The sequence below is a fragment of the Sphaerisporangium perillae genome (genome assembly GCF_023276435.1).
GTDB classification, from domain to species: domain Bacteria; phylum Actinomycetota; class Actinomycetes; order Streptosporangiales; family Streptosporangiaceae; genus Sphaerisporangium; species Sphaerisporangium perillae.
This window is the reverse complement of the sequence record NZ_JALLPO010000029.1, coordinates 66,566-90,318: the sequence shown is the minus strand read 5'-3', so window position 1 is coordinate 90,318 and position 23,753 is coordinate 66,566. Positions and strand designations below refer to the sequence as shown.

Below are 23,753 nucleotides of genomic sequence, written 5' to 3'. Positions count from 1 at the left end.
ATCACGTTCTACTCTCGGTGGGTCCCTAGGCGTCCGCATTTTGGAGGGAGAAAGCCCAATGGTGCGAGTACTCGCTGCTCTCGTCGTTGGGGTGGTTCTGGCGATCGGCGCGTCCATCAGCGTCGTCAACGTTGTCGCCCCCAGCCCTCAACCGCCCAACAAGCCGCTGTACAACTACGGCAACCGATGATCTTTCACGGGTGGGGCTCACGCCGCGATCGGTGAGCCCGGCCTGTTGCTCCAGCCGATGAGCACGAGGCGTGGCTTCGCCATGCCTGAAAACCATGCCCATGCTCCGAGACCGCGCACCGGAACGCGGGGGACAGCGCATAGCCAGGGGGGCTCGACACAACAGAAGGAGTGTCCGTGGTCGCACAGCAGGTGGGCCGGGCGCCGCAGGATCCCGACCGCCACCCCCGTAGCGCGGCCGAGCCCGGCGACACCCACGGTCCCACCGCGCAGGTCACCGCAACGGACGGCCCCGTGGCGGCGCCCGGCGTGCCGCGCCTGGCCGCCCAGGGCGCGGACGTTCCCGATCAGCCGCTCAAGGGCGTACGGGTGGCGGTGCTGAACTTCCGGGAGCCCACGCAGTCCGTGGCGGGCGGGGCGGAGGAGTACGCCTGGCAGGTGGGCCGCCATCTGCTCGGCCAGGGCGCCGAGGTGCACTTCCTGACCAGCCGCGAGCGGGGCCAGGCCGCCAGTGAGCGGCGCGAGGACATCCAGCTCCGGCGCATGGGCAACCGCTACCTGGTCTACCTGCTGGTCCCGCTGTGGATGCTGCTGCGCCGGCGCCGGTTCGACGTGGTCATCGACTGCATGAACGGCATCCCGTTCTTCGCGCCCCTGGTGGTGGCCCGGCGTACCACGGTCATCTGCCTGGTCCACCATGTGCACGACCGCCAGTTCTACGCCTTCTTCCCGCGCTGGCTGGCCCGGATCGGCTGCTTCATCGAGGGGCCGGTGGCCCGCAGGCTCTACCGCCGCCGCACGACCGTGACGGTGTCGGAGTCCTCGCGGGCCGAGCTGCGCGAGAGGCTCGGCTGGCATGCGCCCATCGAGGTCATCCCGAACGGCAGCCCGGCCGTGCGTCCCGTCGCGACGCTGGTCGGCGGCGAGCCGGTCGCGGGTGATCCGGTCGTCGCCTACCTCGGCCGGCTGGTCGGCCACAAGCGCGTGGAGCGCGTGATGGAACTGGTGGCCGAGCTGGGGGAGACCTGGCCGGAGCTGCACGTCCATGTGGTGGGGCGCGGCCCGGAGTACGAGCCGCTGGCGCGCAGAGCCCGCGACCTCGGCGTGACGGCCAAGGTGCGACTGCACGGCTTCCTGCCCGAGCCGGAGAAGAACGCCGTGCTCGGCGCCGCCCGGCTGAACGTGACGGCGTCGGAGTTCGAAGGCTGGGGGCTGACGGTGATCGAGGCCGCGGCGCTCGGCGTGCCGACCGTCGCCTATGACGTCGCGGGGCTGCGCGACTCGGTGCGGGACGGCGTCACGGGCTGGCTGGTCCGGGACGGCGAGTCGCTGGCCGACGTGGTGGACCGGGCGCTGAAGGAACTCGCGGACCCGATGCGCCGGGCCGAGGTCCAGCGGGCGTGCCGGGGGTGGGCGGCGGAGTTCTCGTGGGGAAGGACGGGCGCTAGGATGACCGGACTCATCGCGGCCGAACTGGAGCAAAAGGGGCACACTCGTCCACTTGGTCTCCGTCTCGCCGCAGGTGAGAGCCATATCCCCTGACCCCCTTCCAAGGCCGTGTTTTGACCGTTGAAGCCTGGTTCCGCCGCCTGACGGCCGGCCGTGCCGGGTCCGATGCCCCGGGATCCCGGTTACGCCGGTGGCTCCGCCTGCTGGCGGGCTGCCTGCTCCTCGGGGCGATCGCCTTCAACACCTCGCCGGGCGAGGTGATCGCCGAGACCAAGCTCGACATGGCGGTCAACCCCGTCGGGTTCCTGGAGCGGGCCGGCCACCTGTGGGACGACGCGTTCTTCGGCCACCTGCAGAACCAGGCGTACGGCTACCTGTTCCCGATGGGGCCGTTCTACGCCCTGTTCCGGTGGCTCGACATGCCGGCGTGGAACATCCAGCGGCTGTGGATGACCCTGGTGCTGTGCGCCGCGTTCCTCGGCGTCGAGCGGCTCGCGCGCGCCCTGCGCATCGGCTCCCCGGGCACCAGGCTGCTGGCCGGCCTCACGTACGCGCTCGCGCCGCACGCGCTGGCGCTCGTCGGCGTCAACTCCTCGGAGTTCCAGCCCAGCGCGGTCCTGCCGTGGATCCTGCTGCCGCTCGTGCACGGCGCGGAGGGGAGCATCGGCCCCCGCCGCGCCGCCGCCATGTCCGCCGTCGCGTTCCTGTTCGCGGGCGGCATCAACGCCGCGGCCGAACTGGCCGTCCTCGTCGTCCCGCTGCTCTACCTGCTCACCCGGGAGAACGGCCCGCGCAAGCGGCGGCTGCTGCTCTGGTGGCTGACCTGCGTCGTGGCCGTGTCGATGTGGTGGCTGGTGCCGCTGGTCGTACTCGGCCGCTACATCTTCTCCTTCCTGCCCTTCATCGAGACGGCGAGCGCCACCACGGGCGTGACGTCCCTGCTCAACACGCTGCGCGGCACCTCCAGTTGGATCTCCTTCCTGCCCGTGGACGGCAGGCCGTGGCTGCCCGCCGCCTACGACCAGGCCACCCTGCCCTGGCTGATCGTCGTGACCGCCGCCGTCGCCGCACTCGGCCTCGCGGGACTGATCCGCCGCTCCACCCCCGAGCGGACGTTCCTGGCGCTGTCGGTGCTCGCGGGAATCATGATCGTCAGCGCCGGGCACGCCGACGCGCTGGCGTTCCCCTGGTCCGAGCAGGTCAGGAACCTGCTCGACGGCCCGCTCGCGCCGTTCCGCAACCTGCACAAGTTCGACGCGCTGCTGCGGCTGCCGCTGGCCCTGGGCCTGGCGGCCCTGCTCACCTGGCGTCCGCACCCCATCCGGCTCGGCCCGACGCTCTGGCGTCCGCAGGCTTTCCGGCTCGGCCTGGCCGCCGTGACCACCGGGCTGGCCGGGCTCGCCGTACTGCCCGTAGCGACGGCCGGGATCACCCCCGCGGGGGCCTTCACCGACCTGCCCTCTTACTGGAGGGACGCCGCCACCTGGCTCAACGCCAACACCGGCCACGGCATGGTGCTCGCCGTGCCCGGCTCCAAGCGCGGGGAGTACCTGTGGGGCAGGCCGCTCGACGAGCCCATGCAGTCGCTGCTGACCGTGCGCTGGGCCACGCACTCCAACGTCCCGTGGGGCTCGGCCGGGCTGGCACGCCTCCTCCAGGCCGTCGACGAGCGCTTCTCCAACGGCGAAGGCTCGGAGGGCCTCACGACCACCCTGCGCCGCATCGGGGTGAAGTACCTGCTCGTCCGCAACGACCTGGCCCGCGACACCATCGGCTCGGCGTGGCCCGCCCGCGTCCACCAGACCCTCGAGGACTCCACCGGTCTGGTGCGCGTGGCCCAGTTCGGCCCGCTGGTCGGCCAGATCTCCAACACCACGGCCTCCAACTGGTTCGACCAGGCGTATCCGGCCCTCGAGGTGTACGCGGTGCCGGACCCCGCGCCCATCGCCGGGATCGTCCCCACCGGCGCGACGCTGCGGATGGCCGGCGCCCCCGAGGGCGTCCTCGCCATGGCCGAGCAGGGGGTGCTGAAGGACGACGCCCCCGTGCTCGTCGGCGACGAGCCAGGCGCCGCCGCGGTGCCGGCCAGGAAGACCGTGGCCACCGACACCCTGCGCCGGCGCCGCATGGTCTTCGGCGACGTCCGCAGGAGCGCCGGCCCCACCCTCGCAGAGGGGGCCAAGCAGGACGCCACCACCGACCTGCTCGACCCCGCCTGGACCTCCGCCACCTCCTCCGCGCGCTACCTGGGCATCGACGACGTCCGAGCCTCCTCCTCCGACGCCGACATCAACGCCGCCGCCGGCGAGCGCGACCCCGGACGCCTGCCGTACGCGGCGTTCGACGGCGACACGCGCACCGGCTGGCGCTCGGACGGCTGGAACGGCGCGCTCGGCGAGTGGCTGGAGACGCGGTTCGTCGAGCCGGTCCGGATGAAGGACATCACCATCGCCTTCGAGCAGGGACCAATCGGCCCGCCGGTCGCCGAGGTCGAACTGTCGACGGCGACCGGGACGCGGCGCGTCGCCGTCCGCCAGACCCCCGACCCGCAGCTGTTCACCCCGCCCCAGGGGCCGACCACCTGGCTGCGCATCAAGGTCACCAAGCTCGCCTACCAGCCGAAGAACCCGTTCGGCGGCCGGGTGGGCATCACCGAGGTCGCCATCCCGGGCGTGCGGCCCGCGAGGGCCATCGCCGCGCCGGGGCTGCCCGGCGGCGCTGACGCGGGCACCGTGCTGCTCACCGCGCAGGGCAAGGCGCCGGCCTGCATGCGCGGCTCGTCCGCCTGGACCTGCTCGCGCCGGCTGGAGATCCTCGGCGAGGACGGCTACGGCTTCCAGCGGCTGTTCGCGGTGAACAAGGAGCAGACCCGCATCGTCAGCGGCACCGCCGTGCTCACCGACCCCAGGTCCGCCACCCTGCTGACCACGCTGCCGAACGACTACCCGCACGTGTCCGCGTCCTCGACGATCACCGACTACCCCGCCGTGCTCGGCCGGGCCGCCATGGACGGCGACGTGCGGACCCTGTGGTACGCCCAGCCGTTCGACCGGCATCCCACGCTCTCCATCGACCTCGGCAGGGCCAGGCGGTTCTCCGAGATCAAGGTGCTGTTCCCCGACTCCTTCCTCGGCAAGCCACCGGTGAAGGTCACCATCAGGGCGGGGTCGCGGACCGTCCAGGCGTGGGTCGGCGGCGACGGGCGGGTGGCGTTCCCCGCCCTCACGACCCGGCGGCTGGACATCGAGTTCACCGGGCCCGCCTCCCGGTCCATCGAGGTCACCGAGATCACCATCCCCGGCGTGAAGCCGCTCGGCCAGCTCGGCGGGTTCCCGCTCCGGCTGCCGTGCGGCTACGGGCCCACCCTGGAGGTCGACGGCACCACCGTGCCGACCCGCATCGTCGGCGGGACGCTCAACGACGTGCTGAACGGGCGCCCGCTGAACTACGCCGGATGCCAGCCGGTGCGGCTCATCCCCGGGATGACCTACGTCGACGCCTCCTCCACCGACGCCTTCCGCGTCAGGTCGGTCGTCCTGCGGGGGGAGCCGGCCGCCGACGCCGGCACCACGCGGGTCCAGCCGGCCCGCGTCGAGGCCTGGGGCCCCGAGGAGCGGCGGCTGACGGTCACGGCCTCCGAGCGCTCCTACCTGACCGTCAACGAGAACTACAACGCGGGCTGGCACGCCTACCTCAAGGGCGCGCAGCTCACGCCGGTACGCCTGGACGGCTGGCGGCAGGCGTGGATCCTTCCGGCGGGCTCGGGGACCGTGGTGCTGCGCTACGAACCCGACGCGACGTACCGGCTGTCGCTGCTGGTCGGCCTGAGCCTCATCCTGGCCGTTCTCGTCCTCGCGTGGGTGCGCGGCAGGAGGGCGAACCGGCCGCCGCCGGTGGGGCCCGGCAGGGTCACGGCCCGCTGGATCTGGCTCGCCGCGCCGCTGGCCGGCCTGTGGACCGGCGGCCTCGCCGGCGCGGTGCTGGTGCCGGCGCTGACTGTGGTGGGGCTGTGGCTGCCGCGCGTGCTCGCAGCCCGGCACGCCGACGGCGGCCGGCCGCGGCGCGCCGCCCGGGCCGCACTGTCCTCCTGGGTGCCCGCCGCCGCGCTCGTCCTGGCGGGGCTGAGCGCGGCAGTCGGGACCGTGCTCGGGGTGGAGCAGCTGACCGGCCTGGTACCCCAGCTCTGCTGCCTGGTGGTGATCGTCCGCCTGCTGGTCGCCGTGCCGGCACCGGAACGCCTGCGCGGCCCGGCGGCCCTGCCCGACCCTCGCGAGCGGCAGCCGGTGGAGGTGCCCGGATGACCCGCGCCCGGCCGGCCAGAGGGGAGGGGCCCGGATGACCCGCGCCCAGCTCGTCAGGACGGCCTGCTACGTCGCCGTGGCGTTCCTGGTGACCATGGCGGTGCTGTTCCGCTCCTACGTGTACCCCAACGGCCTCCTGCTCCCCCTGGAGCAGCGCAGGGTGTACCACCTGGGCGCCGAGGCCGCCACCTACCTGGACACCGCGACGTTCCGGCTCCGCGCCGGCGTGCCGGTGACCGACACCGTCTCGCTGTACGGCGACCCGACCGCCGGGGACGGGCGCACGGCGGTGTGGGTGGAGTTCTCCTCGCTGGAGACCGCGTACGGCCAGCGCATCGACTACCACGAGCGCAGGACCGCCTTCGACCGGCGCACCGGGCTCGCCGTCAACTGCTGCGGCCAGTACATCGACGACGACACGGCCGTGCGCCAGACCGGGCTGGCCTTCCGGCTGCCCTACGGCGCCGAGCCGCGCGGGTATCCGATGTTCGACCCGGTGCTCAAGCGCGAGGTCACCCTGCGGTACGAGGGCGAGGAGGAGATCGAGGGCCTGCCCGTGCGCCGCTACTCCTACACCGTCGGCCCCGCCAAGGTGGAGGACCTGCCCGACCAGGTGCCGGGCAGGGTGCTCGGGATGCCCGCGTGGCGGCTCGTCAGCGTGGCCAGGTACGTGCGGATCACCAAGACGCTGTGGGTGGAGCCCGAGAGCGGCCTGCCGGTCAAGATCCGCGAGCAGCGGGTCGACACGCTGCGCACGCCCGACCAGGTGGACCGCCTGGTGAGCTTCCAGGCCGACCTGGTGACCGACGCCGGAGACGTCCAGGCCCAGGCCGCCGAGGCGTCCGGGTTCCGCACGTGGGCGATCCTGATCAGGGATGTGATGCCGGTCGCCTTCCTGGTGCTGGTCCTGGTGCCGGTCGCCGTGGCCGTACGCGTGCGGCGCCGCGCGAAGGCGCGGGACTCGGCGGCGCCCGCGGACTCAGCGGCGGCGCAGGACGAGCAGCAGGTTCCAGGTCACGATCTCGCGGACGCCGGGTAGATGGATCACACCGGTGGCCCACTCGGGGTGGTAGCGGGGCCGGGCGGCGATCACCTCGGCGTCCGTGCGGGACCGCGCCCAGCGCAGGGCGCCCGCCACCGAGACGGGGTAGAGGCCCTCCCCGTACACGTTCTTGGGCCGGTGGCCCAGGCGGCGCGTGTAGCGGCGTGCGGCGCGGTGCCCGCCGAGGTAGTGCCAGGGGGAGGTCTCGTGGCCACCCCAGGGGGACAGCCAGTTCGTGAACGACAGGTAGACGACGCCGCCGGGCCGGGTCACCCGCACCATCTCGGCGGCCATGCGCCACGGGTCGGGCACGTGTTCCAGCACGTTGGAGGAGAAGCAGACGTCGACCGAGCCGTCGCGCAGCGGGATGTCCAGAGCGCTGCCGAGGATCGCGCCCTCCGGCACGGCGCCGTCCCTGGCCATCATCTCCCCGGCGTCGCAGTCCACGCAGAGCGTCCGCGCGCCGTGGGCCCGCAGCACCTCGGTGAAGTACCCCGGGCCGCCCCCCACGTCCGCCACGAGCGCGCCGGACAGGTCGGTGTAGGTGGCGAGCTGCGCGGCCGTGTCGCGGGCCAGCATGCCGTAGAAGAAGTCGGGGTCGGTCTGCTCCTTGCGGAAGGCCGACAGCAGCCGGACCGACCGGCCCAGCGTGGCGCGGAAGGGCGCGTTCGGGGTCTCCACGTCTGCTTTCCCCTTACGGAGTGGTCGAGTGTGCGGGAGCATAACACTGCGTTGCGTCTGATTTGCGTGGCTCGTAGGGTGTTCGTTACTCGGGGGTAGCTACCGGGGACATGATCGGAGGGACCGTTGCCGCAGACCATTGCGGTCGAGCAGCCGGAGCAGCCGACCGTGCGCATCGCCTACCCGAGATGGCTGGCCCGGCTGGCCAACCCCGTGCTGCTGATCGGCACGCTGCTCGTCCTGGCGTCGCTGGCGCTGCGCGTGCCCGTCCTGCGCAGCGCCTACTTCATCGAGGACGATCTGCTGTTCGTGGGTGACGCCTACGAGCACGAGTTGACCTTCGACTTCCTGTTCCGCATCCACAAGGGCCACCTGATGCCCGGCGCGCTCGCGCTCACGTGGGTGGAGTCGCGGCTCGCCGCCTACGACTGGCTGCTGGTCGCCTCGGTGACGTTCGTACTTCAGGCGCTCATCTCGGTGCTGCTGTTCCGGCTGCTGTGGCAGCTGTTCGGCCCCCGGGCCGGCATCCTGCTGCCGCTCGCCGTCTACCTGTTCAGCCCGCTCACCATCCCCGCCTTCAGCTGGTGGTCGGCGGCGATCAACGCCGTCCCGCTGCAGCTCGCGATCGTGCTCGCGGTCTCGGCACAGCTCCGCCACGCGCGCGGCGAGGGCACCCGGTACGCCTGGAAGGCGCTCGGCTGGGTGGTCTTCGGCATGGCCTTCAGCACCAAGGGCGTGTTCCTGCCCCTGCTGCTGTTCGCGCTCACCACCGCCTTCCTGCGGCCCCGGCGGCAGAACGAGGGCGAAGTCCCGAGGCAGGGCCAGGGAGAACCCCGCCGGCATGCCGAAGGCGGATGGCTCACCGCCATGGCGCGGGAGCTGCGCGACCACTGGCGGCTGTGGGGGGCGCACCTGCTGCTGATGGGCGGCTACACCGCCCTGTACCTGTCGCGGCAGTACACCGCGCCCGGCGAGGGCGCGGCGCTGCCCAAGGTGGACGTCGCCACCGACCTGGCCGGCACGCTCCTCGGCCGCACCCTGCCCGCCGGCCTGGTCGGCGGCCCGCTCTCCTGGAGCCCCGTGCCCTCGACCGGCGGCATGGCCCACCCCTCGACGCTCCTGGTCGCCGCCGCGTGGGCCGTGCTCGCGGTGGTGGTGGCCGCCACCCTGCTCTACCGGTTTCGCGCGGCACGCGCGTGGGTCATCTTCGTCGTCTACGTGGTGGCCGTCGACGCCATACCCACGGTGATCGCCCGGGGCACCGCGCTCGGGCTGGTCGGCGCGGAGACCCGCTACGTCGCCGACGCCGTCGTGGTGTTCGCCCTGTGCCTCGGCGCCGCCCTGCTGCCGCTGCGCGACGAGCCCGACGCCTACCGCCGGTCCGTCCCGGCCGGGAGCGCCGTCCCGCTCGTCGCCGGGCTGACCGTCGGAGCCTTCCTGGTCATGTCGGTCGTCTCCATCGAGAACTACCGCCAGACGCTGTCCGGGGACCGCGTGCGCGCCTACCTCGACAATGTGCGGGCCTCGCTCGCCAAGGCCCCCGCCGGGACGGTGATCTTCTCGCGGGCCGTGCCGGAGTCCATCGTGCTCTCCTGGAACGGCAACCGCCGCCTCAGCCACCACCTGCTCGCCCCGCTCGCGCCGCCCGCGATCCGCGCCAAGATGCGCGTGCCCGAGCCGTCCGAGCACGCCATGGTGTTCGACGACAGCGGCCGGCTGGTCCCGGTGAGCGTCGCCCCCGCCTTCGCGCAGGTGCCTCCCCCGAAGAAGAAGTGCCTGCCGACCCTCGAAGGCGCCGTCTACTACCCCGAGCCGGTGAGCTGGGGCGGCCCGGACGGGGTGGCCGGCCTGGCCTACTCGGCCAAGCGGCCGACCTCGGTCTCCATCGAGATCAGCGGGCGCAGCCAGCAGCTCAACCTCGCGGCGACCTCGTCGGGGCTGCTGCACTTCCCGATCCTCACGCCGGGCAAGGGCCTGCTGCTGCGCGTCGACGACCCCTCGGCGGGGGTCTGCCTCAGGGGGTTCGCGCTCGGGGCGGCGGTTCCGGTGAACGCGCCGCCACCGCCCGCCGCGCCGGCTCCGCAGGGGGCCGTGACTCCGCCTCCACCCACCGCCACGCCGGTTCAGCCTGCCGCGACCCCGGCCTCGCGGCCCGCCGCGACTCCGGCGGGGAAGACCGGCGCGACGCCGGCCGCGCGGCAGACCCGCAAGCCCGCCGTGACGCCGACCCCCTAGACCGGCTCGGACACCGGCTCGGACACCGGCCGGGACGCCTTCGCCGGGCGCAGGAACCGGATGAGGCCGCGCGCCGGCTCCTCGACGTACCGGTAGGTGAGGGTGGCGAGCCCGATCGTCAGCGCCCCCACCACGATCAGGTTGACCAGGAAGTTCCCCGAGAACGGCCGCTGCTCGGTGAGGTCGTACCACAGGTAGAGCGCGACGAACTGCCACAGGAACACCCCGTAGGAGATCCGCCCGAAGAAGCGCATGACCGGGTTGCCGAGCAGCCGGCTGATCGGGGCGTCCGCGCTCGCCAGCAGGGCGCACGGCGCGACCAGGCACGCGGCGACCACGCTGTACAGGGCCAGCTCGAACATGCCGCTCCAGACCCCGTCGATCCCCGAGAACCTCGGGCCGGTCACCGGGGACGCCGCGACCGCGTAGGCGAGGGCCGCCACCAGCCACAGGGTGCCGGGCGAGGCGTTCACCGCGCGGACGAAACGGGCGGCGGGGCCGTCCTGCTCGCGCCGCGCCCACACCGACACCACGGCCAGGGCCATGCCGGGCGCGAAGAACGTCCAGGCGCGGGGGAGCCAGGTGTTCATGTAGGGCCGGTATTCGGGGTAGTAGCTCGCCACCGTCCACAGGTAGGAGATCGCCGAGAGCACCGCGAGGCCGATCAGCAGCCGCCGCGCCCGCTGGCCGATGCTCGTACCGCCCCGGCGCGCGAACATCGCGAGCAGCGCCGCCACCAGCGGAAGCACTAGGTAGAAGGCCATCTCGACGCACAGGCTCCACATCTGTGCCAGCCCCTTCGGGCCGAGGCCGAACCACCATGGGTGGAGCTCGTAGTTCTGGGCCAGGAACACCATCTGCAGCCACGTCTTGAGGTCGCCGAGGTGGTCGCGCGACCACAGCAGCATCGCGGCCGCCACGACCAGCCAGTACGCGGGCAGGATGCGCAGCGCCCGCTTGACCAGGTAGGTGCCGGTGGCCGGCGGTCTCGTCCCCTCCAGCACGGCCCGCGCGTACGGCCGGTACAGCAGCAGCCCGGACAGCGTGAAGAAGATCGGCACGGCCACGTCGCCCCGTGCCAGCAGGGCGGCGAAGAAGTTGTTCTGCAGGGCGGTGGCCGACTCGATGGCCACGTGGAAGGTCAGCACCGCGAACGCGGCGACGGCCCGCATCCCGTCCAGCGCGTCGAGGTGACCGGTGGCCGACGGCGGCCCTCCACCGTCCTTCGCAGCCTTGCCGAGGGTGCCGGCCTTGCCGAGGGCGCCTGCCTCGCCAGAAGCGCCTGCCTCGCCGGGGGCGGCGGTCTGCTCTGGGGCGCGCAATCTAGAACCTGTTTCTGTCACCTTTTGGCATCCCTCGTGACGTGGGGTCACTCGCCGAACTAACATATCCCGAATTAGAACTTTGTTTCAGGACGTATCATCGCGAAGCCCCTGCACTGCCAGGCGCGTCGTCGTGAGCGAGCACACCACCCCCGCCGGGCCCTGGCCGTCCAGCGGCTTCCCAGGAGGAGCAATGGCGTGACCACCGGACACGCCGGCGTGCGCTCGTCGGACACCGCCACCGAGACCCTGGGCGCGGGAGCGCGCATCCGCGGGTTCGTCCGCGCGTGCCGTCCCCGGCAGTGGCTGAAGAACGTCCTCGTCTTCGCCGCCCCGGCCGCGGCGGGAGTGCTCACCACCCCGGCCGGCCTGCGCGACACCCTCGTGGCGTTCGCGGCCTTCTGTCTCGCCGCCAGCGGCACCTACCTGCTCAACGACGCCGCCGACGCCGAGGCCGACCGGCGCCACCCGCGCAAGCGGCTGCGCCCGATCGCGGCCGGCATCGTGCCGGTGGGCCTGGCCCGGGTCGCCGGAGTCCTGTTCATCGCCGCGGCCCCCGCCTTCGCCGCGCTCGCCGGAGGCTGGCGGCTCCCGGCCGTCGTGGCCGGCTACGTCGTGCTCACCCTCTCCTACACCTACTGGCTGAAGCACGAGGCGGTCCTCGACCTCGTCGCCGTCGCGGGATGCCACCTGATCCGGGCCTTCGCCGGCGCCGTCGCGGTGGACGTGCCCGTGACCAGCTGGTTCCTGGTGGTCATCTCGCTCGGCTCGCTCCAGGTCGTGGTCGGCAAGCGGGAGGCCGAGATGCGCAACCAGGGGACCAACGGCACCCGCGCGACCCTGGTCACCTACACGCCGAGCTACCTCGCCCACGTCCGGTCGATGGCCTCCGGCGCGATGATCGTCACGTACTGCCTGTGGGCGCTGCAGATCCACGCCGACACCCTCTACGGTGCGAGCATCGTCCCGTTCGTCCTGATCGTGCTGCGGCACAACCTGCTCGTCGACCGGGGGATAGGAGAGGAGCCGGAGGAACTGGCCCTCCATGACCGCCCCCTCCAGCTTTACACCGCCCTGCTCATCGTCCTGCTCGTCGTCGGGATCTACGTACGATGACGGACCTGATGGGATGTGGGTGTGATGACCGTTGTGATGGGGCTGTGCGGGCGATGGCCGCTCTGATCGAGACCCACGCGAGATGACCTTCCTGACCGGGATCTATCTGCGATGACCTTCCTGACCGGCTGGGGGCGCACCGCTCCCACGCCCGCCAAGCTCGTCCCGGCGCGCACGCCCGAGGAACTGGCCGCCCTGGTGGCCAAGGCGCCTCCGCGCGGGCTGATCGCGCGCGGCCTCGGCCGGTCCTACGGCGACGCCGCCCAGAACGCCGGGGGCATGGTCGTGGACGTCACGGCGATGCGGGACCGCTGGTCGCTCGACCCCGCCACGGGCGTGGTCACCGCCTCCGCCGGCATGAGCCTGCACGACCTGATGCGCGCCCTCGTCCCCCGAGGCTGGTTCGTCCCCGTCACCCCGGGCACCCGCCACATCACCGTGGGCGGCGCCATCGCGGCCGACGTGCACGGCAAGAACCACCACATCGACTCCTCCTTCGGCGCCCACCTCCGGTCGCTGACGCTGGTCACCGCCGGGGGGAACGTCCACGTGCTGACCCCCGAGGACGAGCTGTTCTGGGCCACCGTGGGAGGGATGGGCCTGACCGGTCTCATCGCCGAGGCGAGCTTCGCCTGCGTGCCCATCGAGACCTCGCGTATGCGCGTCGACGTCGAGCGCACCCGCGACCTGGACCACACGCTGGAGGTCATGACGGCCACCGACGACCGGTACCGGTACACGGTCGCCTGGATCGACCTGCTCGCGCGCGGCCCGCGGATGGGCCGCAGCGTGCTGACCCGTGGCGACCACGCGCGCCGGGACGAGCTCCCCGCCGGGACAGACCCGCTGGCCTTCGCCCCCGCCGCACGGCTGGCCGCCCCGCCCTGGGCGCCGAACGGCCTGCTCAACCGGCTCTCCGTGCGGGCCTTCAACGAGGCCTGGTACGCCAAGTCACGCGAGCGGCGCGTCGTCCAGGACCTCGCCCCCTTCTTCCACCCTCTGGACTTCGTCGACGGATGGAACCGCGTCTACGGGTCGCGGGGGTTCGTCCAGTACCAGTTCGTCGTGCCGTTCGGCGAGGAGCCGGCGCTGCGGCGCATCGTCTCGCGGCTGTCGGCCGAGGGAGTCGTGTCGTTCCTCACCGTGCTCAAGCGGTTCGGCCCCGGCACGCCGGGAATGCTCTCCTTCCCGCTGCCCGGCTGGACCCTGGCCCTGGACATCCCGTCAGGCCAGGCGGGCCTCGCCGGGCTGCTACGGGAGTTCGACGAGTGGGTGGCGGAGGCCGGCGGGCGCGTCTACCTGGCCAAAGACTCCCGGATGCGGGCCGAGCTGCTGCCCGCCATGTACCCGCGCCTGGCCGAATGGCGCAAGATCCGCGACAGCGCCGACCCCGCCGGGGTATTCCGTTCAGACCTGGCAAGGAGACTCTCGCTGTGAAGAACGCTCTCGGCTCGGTGGACTCGGTGCTGCTGCTCGGCGGGCGCAGCGAGATCGGCCTGGCCATCGTCGAGCGCCTGGTCCGCGACGGCGCCCGCCACATCGTCCTCGCCGCCCGCGGCGGCACCACGGCCGACGCGGGGGATGAACCGCAAGTCGCCGGCAGCGCCCGCCCAGCGGAGGCGGCCGATGGACCGCAGGTGGCCGAGAGCGCGCACGCGATGGACGCGGCCGTCGTACGGCTGAAGAAGCTCGGCGCGGAGGTATTCGTGATCGGCTTCGACGCGACGCGGCCGGAGACGCACGGTCAGGTGATCGACTCCGCCGTGGACCTGGTCGGGGACCTCGACGTCGTGATCCCGGCCTTCGGCGTGCTCGGCGACCAGGCCACCTACGACGCCGATCCGGTCTCCGCCGCCGAGTCCATCACGGTCAACTTCGGCGGCCACGTCTCCGCCGGCCTGTTCGCCGCCCGGCGGCTGCGCGAGCAGGGCCACGGCACGCTGGTCGTGCTCTCCTCGGTGGCCGGGGTGCGGGTACGGCGGGCCAACTTCGTCTACGGCGCGGCCAAGGCGGGCCTCGACGGCTTCGCCCAAGGCCTCGGCGACGCCCTGCACGGCTCCGGCGTCCGCGTTATGGTGGTGCGCCCCGGCTTCGTGATCGGCCGCATGACCAAGGGCATGACCCCGGCCCCGATGTCCACCACCCCGGCCGCGGTGGCCGACGCCGTCGTCCAGGGCCTGCGCGACGGCACAGAAACCCTCTGGGTCCCCGGCAAACTCCGCCTGCTCTTCACTGTGATGCGCGCCCTGCCACGTCCACTCTGGCGCCGCCTCCCCCGCTGAAACAGGCGGCCCACGTACCGCGCTGATCTCTCGTTTCCATGAACTCGGCGATCTGCGGGCCGGAAAGGTCGTCCACAACGATGTTCATACAGTCTCCTGCTTTAGCGTCTGCTCACGCGTAACGCGGTGGTGCCGGGTCGGCATCCCAAGTGTCGGGTTGGCGACGCTCCATGCGGCGCTCTTGCAGATCAGTTCCTTGTAGGCGGCGGCCAGCCGGCCGCGCAGGGCCACCTGCTTGGCGCGGTCGTCGGCTGTGACGTACTGGATCAGGCCCTCCTTGCGGCCCAGTGAGATGCACTGGTTGAGGTAGCCGATCGTCTTGTTCGGGACCTTCCGGCCGGTCAGGCGCGCCGCGATGACGTCGGCGGCCAGCCAAGCGGTTGGGATTCCCGAGGCGCACGACATCCGTAGCGGCTTGTCTCCGGCGCCCATTGCCATGGCCGCGTCGCCGACGGCGTACACATCGGGGTGTGAAACCGAGCGCATGGTCCGGTCGACCACGATCTGGCCGGTGCCGGAAACCTCCAGGAAGGTCGCCTTCGCGATCGGGTGGACCGCGAAACCGGCGGTCCATACGGTGACCGCGGCCGGGATGACCCTGCCGTCGGCGGTGGTGACGTGGTCGGCTTCGACCCCGGTGATGGCGGTGTGCTCGTAGGCGGTGATGCCGAGCTTGCCGAAGACCTTCCGTACATGCTCGCGGCCCTTGGGTGAGAGCCAGTCGCCGAGGCTGCCGCTGGCGGCGAGGGCGACGTCGAGGTCCGGGCGGGCCTCGGCGATCTCGGTTGAGGCCTCCACGCCGGTGAGCCCGCCGCCAACCACCACCACGGTCTGCCCGGCATCGAGGCTCGCCAGGCGCTCGCGTAGCCGGAGTGCTCCGGTACGGCCGGCGATCTGGTAGGCGTGCTCGGCGGTCCCGGGGACGGCTTGGCTGTTCCAGCCGCTGCCGAGGGCGTACACGAGGGTGTCGTACTCCAGCTCTTCCGCACCGTTCGCGCCGGTGATGGCGACGGTCTTGCGGTCGACGTCGACGCCGGTGACCTTCGCGAGCCTCAGTTCGACGCCGGTGCCGGCGTAGATCTCGCTGAGTGGCCGGGGCCTGAGGTCCTGGCCGGTCGCCAGCTGGTGGTTGCGGACGCGTTCGACGAAGTCAGGCTCGGCGTTGACGAGGGTGATGGCGACGTCCTCGCGGCGCAGCCGCTTGGCGAGGCGGCCGGCGGCGCTGGCTCCGGTGTATCCGGCTCCGAGAACAATGATGCGGTGCTGCATTTCGGGCTCCTGTCCGGTTCGGATTTGTCACTTGAACCGGATGGCCCGCCGTTTCCTGACAGGAGCGCGATGTGAGACACGTCACATTACGAGCAGGGGCTCCCCATGGCTTACCGCCGCCCATTGCTCGGTCGCGCGTTCGAGCTTGTCGGGGTTTGCCTGGGTACGGCAGGCGGTGATGCCCTCGGCGGTGACCTCCAGGCACATGATGGCGACGACCCGGCCCTCCACGACGGCCACAACGGCGGGTTCGCCATTGGCGGTCCAGGCGTACACCTCGGGCGAGCCGCCGACGATGGCGCGCTTGGCCTCGGCGGGCTTGAACAGGCCCCACACGAACTTCGCGACCGCGACGGCTCCCTCGAACGCCTTGGTGCGTGCCGGAACCTTCCCTCCGCCGTCGCCGATGGAGACGGCGTCCTTGGTGAGCAGGCGTACGAGCTCATCGGTCTGGCCACTGGTGGCGGCAGCGAGGAACTCCTCGACGATCCGCCGGGCGGCGGCATCGTCGATCTCGGCGCGGGCTTTGCCGTCCGCGACATGCTTCTTGGCGCGGTGAAAGATCTGCTGGCTGGCTACCTCGGTGATGGCGAGGGTCTCGGCGATCTCCCGGTGCGGGTAGTCGAACGCCTCCCGCAGCACGTACACGGCCCGTTCGTTGGGGGACAGGCGCTCCATGAGGGTGAGGACCGCGTACGAGACCGATTCGCGCTGCTCGGCGGTGTCGGCCGGGCCGAGCATCGGGTCCCCGGCGAGCAGCGGCTCGGGAAGCCATTGGCCCACGTAGGTCTCGCGGCGCGCCCGCGCGGAGGTGAGCTGGTTGAGGCACAGGTTGGTGAGTACCTTCGTCAGCCAAGCCTCGGGGACCTCGACGCGGTCGACGTCGGCGGCCTGCCAGCGCAGGAACGTCTCCTGCACGACGTCCTCTGCCTCGTCCGCGGAGCCGAGGAGACGGTAGGCGATGGCCTCCAGACGGGGCCTCGATAGCTCGAACCGGTCGACGTCGTCCACCGTTAAAGGCATGACCCGATCCTAACGGCGTGTCAGCGCACGCTGTGTGCCTCTAGCCTCAAGTAATCACGGCAGCTTGATCACCCGTGGGTACTGTGCGCACGAGACGGGGACATCGCACCAGGTGGTGACGGTTGTGCCTCGGTGGGTGACACCCCACTCCTTGGACAGCATGCTGACGATCCGTAGGCCCCGCCCGCTCTCGGCGCCGGGTTCGTCTCGGATGTAGGGCGCGCTGGCCGGGGAACCCTCGTCGGTGACCTCCACACGGATCGCGCCGTCCGCGTTGCTGATGGTCAGCGTGACGGTGCCCTGGCGGCTTGAGCAGGAATGCACGACCGAATTGGTGACCAACTCGCTGACGACGAGCACCACATCGTCCACCGCCGGGTGATCTCGCCCCAGCAGGTCCTGGGTGAACTGCCGCGCTCGCCGCACCGATGTTCTCGCACCGATCAGGTTGACCGTAGCCGAGAGACCGCCTGCCACCATGCCGCTCCATTCATCGTTCGTGACGACATGATTACTGTCCGGAGTTGGCGGCGCAAGCCGTTCTGCACGATTGCAGGCATCGTTTCGTTCGCGGAGACCTGCTGCGAAGTCGGCCGTGGATGCGTAACACTGAGCCGCGTGTTCACAGGAGGTGGTTGTCCGGTGACTGACGGGCATGGACCGACGGTTCGACGTCGCAGGCTCGCCGCCGAGTTGCGCAAGCTCCGGGAACGTGCCGGGCTCAGCGGAGATCAAGCGGCGGAAGCTCTTGGGTGGTCGCCGTCCAAAGTGAGCCGCATCGAGACCTGCCGGGTCGGCGTGACCGCGAAGGACCTCGGCAGGGCGTTGGATCTGTACCAGGTGACCGGCGCAAAGCGGGATGCTTTGCTGACGCTCGCTCGTACGGCGAAACAGCGAGGCTGGTGGGACACCTATGACTCGCTTCCGACCGACTACGCCAACTACATCGAGTTGGAGGCTGAGGCGAGCTACCTGAAGCGCTATGACCTGCTGCTCGTGCACGGCCTTCTGCAGACGGAGAAGTACGCCCGTGCCGTTATCCGATCTACCTTGATGTCCCTTGTTTCCGCGCAAGAGATCGATCGGAGGGTGGATGTCCGTCTCACTCGGCAGGGGCTTCTACATAGGCCCGAGCTGCTGCAACTCTGGGTCGTGATGGACGAGGCCGCGTTGCGGCGCGTGGTCGGTGGACCGAAGGTCATGCGTGAGCAGTGCGAACACTTGCTTGCGCGGGCGGAAATGCCCAACGTCACGATCCAAGTGCTCCCGAACAGTCTCGGTGCTCATCCCGGTGCTGTGGCGGCGTTCACGGTACTGGGATTTCCGGGCACCTATGACTCCGATGTCGTATATGTCGAGACAATGACAAGTAGCCTCTACGTAGAGGGTGACGCCGATGTGCATCGCTATAGCCTGGCTTTCGACCGGTTGCGCGCCATGGCGCTCGGTCCGGACGAGTCGCTGTCGATGATCGCTGAAGTTGCCGAAAGTCTCTAGACGCCAAGAAGGGGCTACAGCATGAACGAACCCCCGGCCGGCCTGCGTGAGCTCGCATGGCGGAAGAGCAAGCGTAGCGAAGGAGGCAACGGTTGCGTGGAGCTCGCGGTCACAGACGTTACCCTGGCTGCGCCGTCCCACAAGACGAACGCTGACCAGCGCTACCTCGTACGCGATTCCAAGAACCCCGACGGTCCGGTGCTGGCGTTCACTCCAGGCGAGTGGGAAGCATTCATCGCGGGCGTCAAGGATGGCCGGTTCGAGCCTGAGAACCGTTAGTTCCAGCTCAGCCGGCCAGTCGCACCCTGAGCGCCGGCTATCTCGACGGTTCCTGGGCCGCGTCGGCCGCCCATTTGCGGCGGATACTACGGCGACCTCTTAATCGCTCTGGGACCAGGCTCCTGGAGCGAGGGAGCCTTAGGACCGTCCTCCCAGGCGCGAGATGGTCTCAGATGAGGATGAGATCGGATGTGTCGGGGGCGACGCTGAAGACATGCAGATCAGGAATCTGGTGATCGCCACAGTCATGGCATCAGCCGTCTCACCCGGTGTGCCCGCAACCGCCGCCGAGCAGCTCCATGAGTGCGCCAAGGCGACAACTCGCTGTGACGGCGAAATCTCGGTGCCCCTCGACTGGAGCGACCCGTCATCGGAACGGATCACTGTAGCGTTCGCCTGGTCACCCCGGAAGGACGCGATCGGCACCATCCTCGCCAACCCCGGTGGGCCCGCTCCCGCACTCCCCGTTATCCCGATCATCGAGGAGGCACTCGGCCCCGTGCTCGATCGGCAGAACCTGCTGGTGGTCGAGCCTCGCGGCCTGGGTGAGTCCACCCCGCTGCTCTGTCCCGGCCTCGACCTCAACGTTCCGAAGACCATCGGCGAGTGCGCCGCGCATCTGGGTCCCCGCGTGCAGTATTTCACCACCGACCAGGCGGTGGCCGACATGAACGCGGTCCGCCAGGCGCTGGGCGTCTCCAAGGTGACGTTCTATGGCAATTCCTACGGCACGCTGCTCGCCCAGGCGTACGCGACCCGCCATGCCGAAAGCACCGCCGCGGTGTTTCTCGACAGCACGATGGTCACGACCCGAGAGGGTTACGCGACCTGGCCGGTCCGCACCCGGCTCGATCTTCTCGACCTCGTCTGCGAATCCTCTCGCGCCTGCCGGGCACTGCCCGGCACCCCTGGCGGCACCTGGACACGGCTTGTGGCACGCCTGCGCGCTCACCCCGACGGGAAGGTGCCGTTCACCGCGCTCGCGGCCGTCGGGGCCAGCCTCTTCCAGCCGGTGTTCGGCCGTGAGGCCAATGCCGCGGCCTCGGCCTACCTGCAAGGTGATCGGGCTCCGTTGCACCGGCTCGCCCAGGCCGTGGGCACGAGCCCGACCCCGCCGCTGGAAGGAGCACAGTGGGCGGGATACCTGGCCTACCTGTGTGGCGATGGCGCGTTCCCCTTCGACAGGGACGCATCACCGGCCGAACGCAGCCGTCAGCTCAACCGCTATTACCTCGAAGAACGTCCTCTCAAGCCGTTCACCGTCACCGAGCTGGGCGGAAAGACGCGCCTGGAGTTCTGCGTGAACTGGCCGACGCCGCGCCACAGCCCACCGGTGCCGTTGAACGCCGAACATCCTCCGGTGCCGGTCCTGGCGGTGGGCGGGGACTTCGACACCAACAGCCCGGCGGAGGTCGCGGAAGAAGTTCGGCGTTTCCCGAACAGCACGTTCATCCGGGTTCGCTTCGGCAGCCACAGCCTTGCCTGGGGAGATCAGCCGGTCGACCAGTGCGTTCGCTCGGTCATGCGGTCCTTCCTGGCCGCCCCGTCCCGTCCAGTCCCTCCCGGGCCGTGCAGCGCTGAGAACTATCGTGCGGCCGGAGCGTTCCCGCAGTCGGCCAAAGAGGTGATGCCGATACGCGCCTCGGTCCTCACCCGAGAGGAGCGGCGACTTGTCGGAGCGACCTTCGCCACCGTCGAAGACGCATGCACCCGTCGTAACCCCTACTCGTTGGTTCACTCGCTGCTGAAGACGGAGCCCGGCCTGCGCGGGGGCCGGCTCGACTTCGACGACAAGGCGGGCACGATCGCTCTCGAGAAGGTCCGCTTCGTCGGCGACCTCACGGTCAGCGGCCACATCCATCTCGAAGGAAGCGGAAAGGCTGACGCGCAACTGCTCATCACCGGAGCCGACGGCAGGCCGCACGAGGTTCGCCTTTCGTGGTCGGCGTTCCTGGCACAGGAGCATCCTCCTGTCTCCGGCACCTTCGACGGGCGTGTGTTCTCTTCCTGAGCGGCGGCCACACCGTGCACCGCGAGCGGAGCACACCCGGTGGACCGCTGCTGCCGCGAACGGGAACCCCGGGCGCCGAAATCATCAGAGGTGGCCCCGGCCCCTCGCTGCAGATTTTCTCTGATCAGCACCGGGCGCCGGAGGGATCGCCCTCCAGTGCCTGACGTCAGGAGTCCCCGGGGGTGATGAGCCCCGCCTCGTAGGCGGCGATGACGGCCTGGGCTCGGTCGCGGACGCCGATCTTGGCGAACAGGCTGGTTACGTGGTTCTTCACGGTGGAGGCGGCCAGGTGCAAGGTGGCGGAGATCTCGGCGTTGGACCGGCCGCGGGCGATGAGCGTCAGCACCTCTTGCTCGCGGTCGGTCAGCCCGGCCAGGGCGTCGGGCGTGGCCGTATGGCGTGGCCGGGCGGCCTGGACGAACGTGCCGATCAGGCGGGTCAGCAGCCGGGGCGCGACCGCTGCCTCCCCACGATGCACCACTCGGACCCCCTCCACCAGCTCCTCGGGGGAGATGTCCTTGGGCAGGAAGCCCGACGCGCCGGCCCGCAGCGCGTCGACGACGTGGTCGTCCAAGTCGAAGGTGCTCAGCGCGAGCACCCGTACCCCGGGCGACTCGGCGATGATCGCGCTGGTGGCGGTGATGCCGTCGGCGCCCGGCATGTGCAGATCCATGAGCACCACATCCGGCAGCAGCTCCCGGGTACGGCGCAGTGCCTCCTTGCCGTCCTCCGCCTCGCCCATCACGGTCATGTCGTCCTGAGCATCCAGGATCATGCGGAATCCCGCGCGAACCAGCGCATGGTCGTCCACGATCAGGATCTTGATCATGTCTTCTCCTCCGGTACGGCGGCCAGGGGGATGCGGGCGCGGACCTCGAAGCCTCCTCCGGGGCGCGGCCCGGCCCGCAGTCGCCCGCCGCAGGTCGCCACCCGCTCGGCCATGCCGCCCAGGCCGAAACCGCTCTCGCCGAAACCGCTCTCCATTCCCCCTGGGCCGAGGCCGTCGTCGAGCACTTCGACCTCCACCGCCGCGGGCTCGTAGGCGATCCGGACGCTCGCCCTCGCACCGCCGGCGTGCTTGCGGGTGTTGGTCAGTGCCTCCTGGACGATCCGGTAGAGCGTGTGATCCACCGCGGGGCTCAGCTCGATGGGATCACCGGTCACCTCCAGCTCTACCGGTAGGCCGACCGCTCTGGTCCTGGCGGCCAGCGTGGGCAGCGCGGCCACGCCGTAGCCGGCGAATCCGGTGTCGGGGGCGTCATCCGCGCGCAGCACGTGCAGCAGCTGCCGCATCTCCGCCATCGCCTCGCGTCCGGTCCGCTCCGCGGTGAGCAGCGTGGTCTGAGCCTGTCCCGGATGGCTGATCATGGTCGTGCGGGCTGCGCCGACCAGCACGTTCATCGTGGTGATGTGGTGGGCTACCACATCATGCAACTCCCGCGCGATCCGGCGGCGCTCGGCCCGCACCGCCGCCTCGGCCAGTTCGGTCCTCGCCCGGTCGGCCAGCTCCCGGCGAAACCGCAGCAACTGGCCGAGCCCGACCACGACCAGCGCCCCGAGCGCCCCCGTCACCGACGGCCTCTCGCCTCGGACGAGGTAGAGGAGTTGGGCGTCGACGGCGATGGTGACGTCCACCGCTATCGCCGCGATCCAGGCGCGACGCGGCGCGCCGTACCGGCCGGCAGAATACAGTGCGCACGTCGCCGCCCCGCCGACCCAGGTCACCTGGCCGGTCATGACGGTCACCAGATGGCAGGCCACGGTGAGCGCCAGGACGGTGAACGGCCGGTCACGACGCCAGAGCAGCGTCGTCGAAGCGGCGGTGTCGAGCACCATCACCAGGAGTGGCGGCACTCGCACACCGATGGCGAAGGCGAACACCGCCTGAAACACCCAGATGAACAGCGCCAGCAGGAAGTCGGTGACGCGCGGTCGATGGAGTGCCCGCCACGCCGCCCGCAGACCCTTCACGATCAGAGAATATGGGACGCCGACGAAGAGCAAGCAGTCTCCGGTGGTCGTACTGCCGCAGTTGCGTAGGCGCTGGCTGCGGCCCCCGCGCCAGCCCGCCGCAGAGGGATCATCCTAATTATGGTGATATAAAGCGCCTCGTCGGAGATTCCGCTTAAGGCGGCTTGTCGAACTCACATCCCATTTGCCGTATAAATCAGCACTCGGCGTTCTTAGTCTGAATAATCATTTGTGTTGTCATCGCAATCCGGGGTAGTTCACCTCTGTGCCGCCATTATGGTGATACAAGGCTCGATTCACTGCCTTTACTAATTGGGGGGTAGTTAGGTGATTCATCCACCTAGAAGCAGGCGGTCTTTGCTGCGAAAGATCAGCGATCGATCCCTGTTCGCGTATATCGGCGCGGCGATGACGGCCGGGGCGCTCATGGCGCTGCCGCTTCCCGCGCTCGCCGACTCTCACGCCGGCGCGGCGGAGAACGGCGCCGACGCCCGCCTCACGCTCACGTCGACACCCGACGGCGGTGGCGGAGGCGGCGGAGGCGGAGGCGAGGTTCCCTCCGCGAAGAAGCCCAGAAAGGAAGTCCGGAAACACCGCCGGATACGCTACGTCGCCCAACGCCCGCGAAAGCACGGACACCACGAACGCTTCGTCCACCAACCGCACCTCAAAGTCTCGGTCCACGACGTGTACGGCGACGGCGGTCACGGCGGACGCGGCGGCCACCATCGACACCACGGATGGCATCACGGGCACCACAACAACCATTTCACCGAAGACCTGTTCCGGGACCGAAGGCTGCGCACGGCGCACAGCGAACGCGCGCTCCACGAGGCGCTCGAAAAGGAGGCCCATCGCTGGCTTTCCGTCCGCACGCCGAAGACCATCCACAAGCACGGCGTCAAGGACCGGGAGACCACCCACAAGCACGGCAAGAGCGGTCACTCGGTGCCCGAGGCCAAGCACCCATAAGGATCCGGTCCGGTAGGGTCCGCCCGGGCCGCCGGGTCCGCAAGGGAAGCCTGGACTGGAAGCGGCGCCATCATCGGTGAGCGTGGTGGACAAGGTGAAGCGCCGCCCTCGGGG

Annotated in this window: 18 protein-coding genes; 11 read left to right on the top strand and 7 right to left on the bottom strand. The window is 70.6% G+C overall.

Features of this window, described 5'->3' with window-relative positions; genetic code table 11:
• Positions 1-366 precede the first annotated feature (366 nt).
• Genes MYF83_RS27090 through pgfA form a run of 3 tightly spaced genes read left to right on the top strand, consistent with a single transcriptional unit; the run spans position 367 to position 6,978 of the window.
• Positions 367-1,731 carry a glycosyltransferase family 4 protein gene (locus MYF83_RS27090; RefSeq protein ID WP_248963535.1) on the top strand — a complete coding sequence of 455 codons (1,365 nt, stop codon included), beginning with the start codon at positions 367-369 and terminating at the stop codon, positions 1,729-1,731.
• A gap of 20 nt (positions 1,732-1,751) precedes the next feature.
• Positions 1,752-5,939, top strand: a complete 4,188-nt coding sequence (locus MYF83_RS27085; RefSeq protein WP_248963534.1) for an alpha-(1->3)-arabinofuranosyltransferase domain-containing protein — start codon at positions 1,752-1,754, stop codon at positions 5,937-5,939.
• Between the two features lie 34 nt (positions 5,940-5,973).
• On the top strand, positions 5,974-6,978 hold the full coding sequence (gene pgfA, locus MYF83_RS27080) for a cell envelope lipid trafficking protein PgfA (RefSeq protein WP_248963533.1): 1,005 nt from the start codon (positions 5,974-5,976) through the stop codon (positions 6,976-6,978).
• Here the strand turns inward: pgfA and MYF83_RS27075 are convergent.
• Positions 6,919-7,704, bottom strand: coding sequence for a class I SAM-dependent methyltransferase (locus MYF83_RS27075; RefSeq protein ID WP_372500253.1), 786 nt, complete (start codon positions 7,702-7,704; stop codon positions 6,919-6,921). The genes pgfA and MYF83_RS27075 overlap by 60 nt on opposite strands.
• A gap of 84 nt (positions 7,705-7,788) precedes the next feature.
• Here MYF83_RS27075 and MYF83_RS27070 point away from each other — a divergent pair, with 84 nt between their 5' ends.
• Positions 7,789-9,897, top strand: coding sequence for a glycosyltransferase family protein (locus MYF83_RS27070; protein WP_248963531.1), 2,109 nt, complete (start codon positions 7,789-7,791; stop codon positions 9,895-9,897).
• On the opposite strand, the gene MYF83_RS27065 is transcribed toward MYF83_RS27070, so the two are convergent.
• The gene (locus tag MYF83_RS27065; RefSeq protein ID WP_248963530.1) at positions 9,894-11,219 is read right to left on the bottom strand and encodes an acyltransferase family protein; all 1,326 of its coding nucleotides are present in this window, start codon (positions 11,217-11,219) and stop codon (positions 9,894-9,896) included. The genes MYF83_RS27070 and MYF83_RS27065 overlap by 4 nt on opposite strands.
• A gap of 198 nt (positions 11,220-11,417) precedes the next feature.
• On the opposite strand from MYF83_RS27065, the gene MYF83_RS27060 reads away from it, so the two are divergent.
• The 3 genes from MYF83_RS27060 to dprE2 all read left to right on the top strand — a co-directional run bounded on the left by MYF83_RS27060 (position 11,418) and on the right by dprE2 (position 14,617).
• Positions 11,418-12,335, top strand: a complete 918-nt coding sequence (locus MYF83_RS27060) for a decaprenyl-phosphate phosphoribosyltransferase (RefSeq protein WP_372500252.1) — start codon at positions 11,418-11,420, stop codon at positions 12,333-12,335.
• A gap of 111 nt (positions 12,336-12,446) precedes the next feature.
• Positions 12,447-13,772, top strand: a complete 1,326-nt coding sequence (gene dprE1 / locus MYF83_RS27055) for a decaprenylphosphoryl-beta-D-ribose oxidase (protein WP_248963529.1) — start codon at positions 12,447-12,449, stop codon at positions 13,770-13,772.
• Positions 13,769-14,617 carry a decaprenylphospho-beta-D-erythro-pentofuranosid-2-ulose 2-reductase gene (gene dprE2, locus MYF83_RS27050; protein WP_248963528.1) on the top strand — a complete coding sequence of 283 codons (849 nt, stop codon included), beginning with the start codon at positions 13,769-13,771 and terminating at the stop codon, positions 14,615-14,617. The genes dprE1 and dprE2 overlap by 4 nt, the downstream gene beginning before the upstream one ends.
• Before the next feature lie 84 nt (positions 14,618-14,701).
• Here dprE2 and MYF83_RS27045 read toward each other — a convergent pair whose 3' ends face one another.
• The 3 genes from MYF83_RS27045 to MYF83_RS27035 all read right to left on the bottom strand — a co-directional run bounded on the left by MYF83_RS27045 (position 14,702) and on the right by MYF83_RS27035 (position 17,644).
• Positions 14,702-15,886, bottom strand: coding sequence for an NAD(P)/FAD-dependent oxidoreductase (locus MYF83_RS27045; RefSeq protein ID WP_248963527.1), 1,185 nt, complete (start codon positions 15,884-15,886; stop codon positions 14,702-14,704).
• 81 nt (positions 15,887-15,967) lie between these two features.
• Positions 15,968-16,909 (bottom strand): RNA polymerase sigma factor SigJ, encoded by a 942-nt coding sequence (sigJ, locus tag MYF83_RS27040; RefSeq protein WP_248963526.1) that lies wholly within the window; start codon positions 16,907-16,909, stop codon positions 15,968-15,970.
• Between the two features lie 54 nt (positions 16,910-16,963).
• Positions 16,964-17,644, bottom strand: a complete 681-nt coding sequence (locus MYF83_RS27035; protein WP_248963525.1) for an ATP-binding protein — start codon at positions 17,642-17,644, stop codon at positions 16,964-16,966.
• Between MYF83_RS27035 and MYF83_RS27030 the strand changes: the two genes are divergently transcribed.
• The 3 genes from MYF83_RS27030 to MYF83_RS27020 all read left to right on the top strand — a co-directional run bounded on the left by MYF83_RS27030 (position 17,528) and on the right by MYF83_RS27020 (position 20,696).
• Positions 17,528-18,406 (top strand): helix-turn-helix domain-containing protein, encoded by an 879-nt coding sequence (locus MYF83_RS27030; protein WP_308201508.1) that lies wholly within the window; start codon positions 17,528-17,530, stop codon positions 18,404-18,406. The two genes, MYF83_RS27035 and MYF83_RS27030, sit on opposite strands and share 117 nt — an antisense overlap.
• Positions 18,407-18,427: 21 nt before the next feature.
• Positions 18,428-18,685, top strand: coding sequence for a DUF397 domain-containing protein (locus MYF83_RS27025; protein ID WP_248963523.1), 258 nt, complete (start codon positions 18,428-18,430; stop codon positions 18,683-18,685).
• Positions 18,686-18,899: 214 nt separating this feature from the next.
• Complete coding sequence (locus tag MYF83_RS27020; RefSeq protein WP_248963522.1) at positions 18,900-20,696, top strand: alpha/beta hydrolase; 1,797 nt, start codon at positions 18,900-18,902, stop codon at positions 20,694-20,696.
• Between the two features lie 166 nt (positions 20,697-20,862).
• Here the strand turns inward: MYF83_RS27020 and MYF83_RS27015 are convergent, their stop codons facing one another.
• On the bottom strand, positions 20,863-21,525 hold the full coding sequence (locus MYF83_RS27015) for a response regulator transcription factor (protein ID WP_248963521.1): 663 nt from the start codon (positions 21,523-21,525) through the stop codon (positions 20,863-20,865).
• On the bottom strand, positions 21,522-22,700 hold the full coding sequence (locus MYF83_RS27010; protein ID WP_248963520.1) for a sensor histidine kinase: 1,179 nt from the start codon (positions 22,698-22,700) through the stop codon (positions 21,522-21,524). Before MYF83_RS27010 ends, MYF83_RS27015 begins: the two co-directional genes overlap by 4 nt.
• A 324-nt stretch (positions 22,701-23,024) precedes the next feature.
• On the opposite strand from MYF83_RS27010, the gene MYF83_RS27005 reads away from it, so the two are divergent.
• Positions 23,025-23,639, top strand: a complete 615-nt coding sequence (locus MYF83_RS27005) for a hypothetical protein (protein WP_248963519.1) — start codon at positions 23,025-23,027, stop codon at positions 23,637-23,639.
• Positions 23,640-23,753: the final 114 nt, after the last annotated feature.

What these genes read in the sequence shown, in the direction of transcription:
- MYF83_RS27020 (WP_248963522.1), top strand. Translation starts at nt 18,900, where the DNA reads ATGCAGATCAGGAATCTGGTGATCGCCACAGTCATGGCATCAGCCGTC.
- MYF83_RS27025 (WP_248963523.1), top strand. Translation starts at nt 18,428, where the DNA reads ATGAACGAACCCCCGGCCGGCCTGCGTGAGCTCGCATGGCGGAAGAGC.
- MYF83_RS27075 (WP_372500253.1), bottom strand. Translation starts at nt 7,704, where the DNA reads ATGCTCCCGCACACTCGACCACTCCGTAAGGGGAAAGCAGACGTGGAG.
- MYF83_RS27045 (WP_248963527.1), bottom strand. Translation starts at nt 15,886, where the DNA reads ATGCAGCACCGCATCATTGTTCTCGGAGCCGGATACACCGGAGCCAGC.
- sigJ (WP_248963526.1), bottom strand. Translation starts at nt 16,909, where the DNA reads ATGCCTTTAACGGTGGACGACGTCGACCGGTTCGAGCTATCGAGGCCC.
- dprE1 (WP_248963529.1), top strand. Translation starts at nt 12,447, where the DNA reads ATGACCTTCCTGACCGGCTGGGGGCGCACCGCTCCCACGCCCGCCAAG.
- pgfA (WP_248963533.1), top strand. Translation starts at nt 5,974, where the DNA reads ATGACCCGCGCCCAGCTCGTCAGGACGGCCTGCTACGTCGCCGTGGCG.
- MYF83_RS27015 (WP_248963521.1), bottom strand. Translation starts at nt 21,525, where the DNA reads ATGATCAAGATCCTGATCGTGGACGACCATGCGCTGGTTCGCGCGGGA.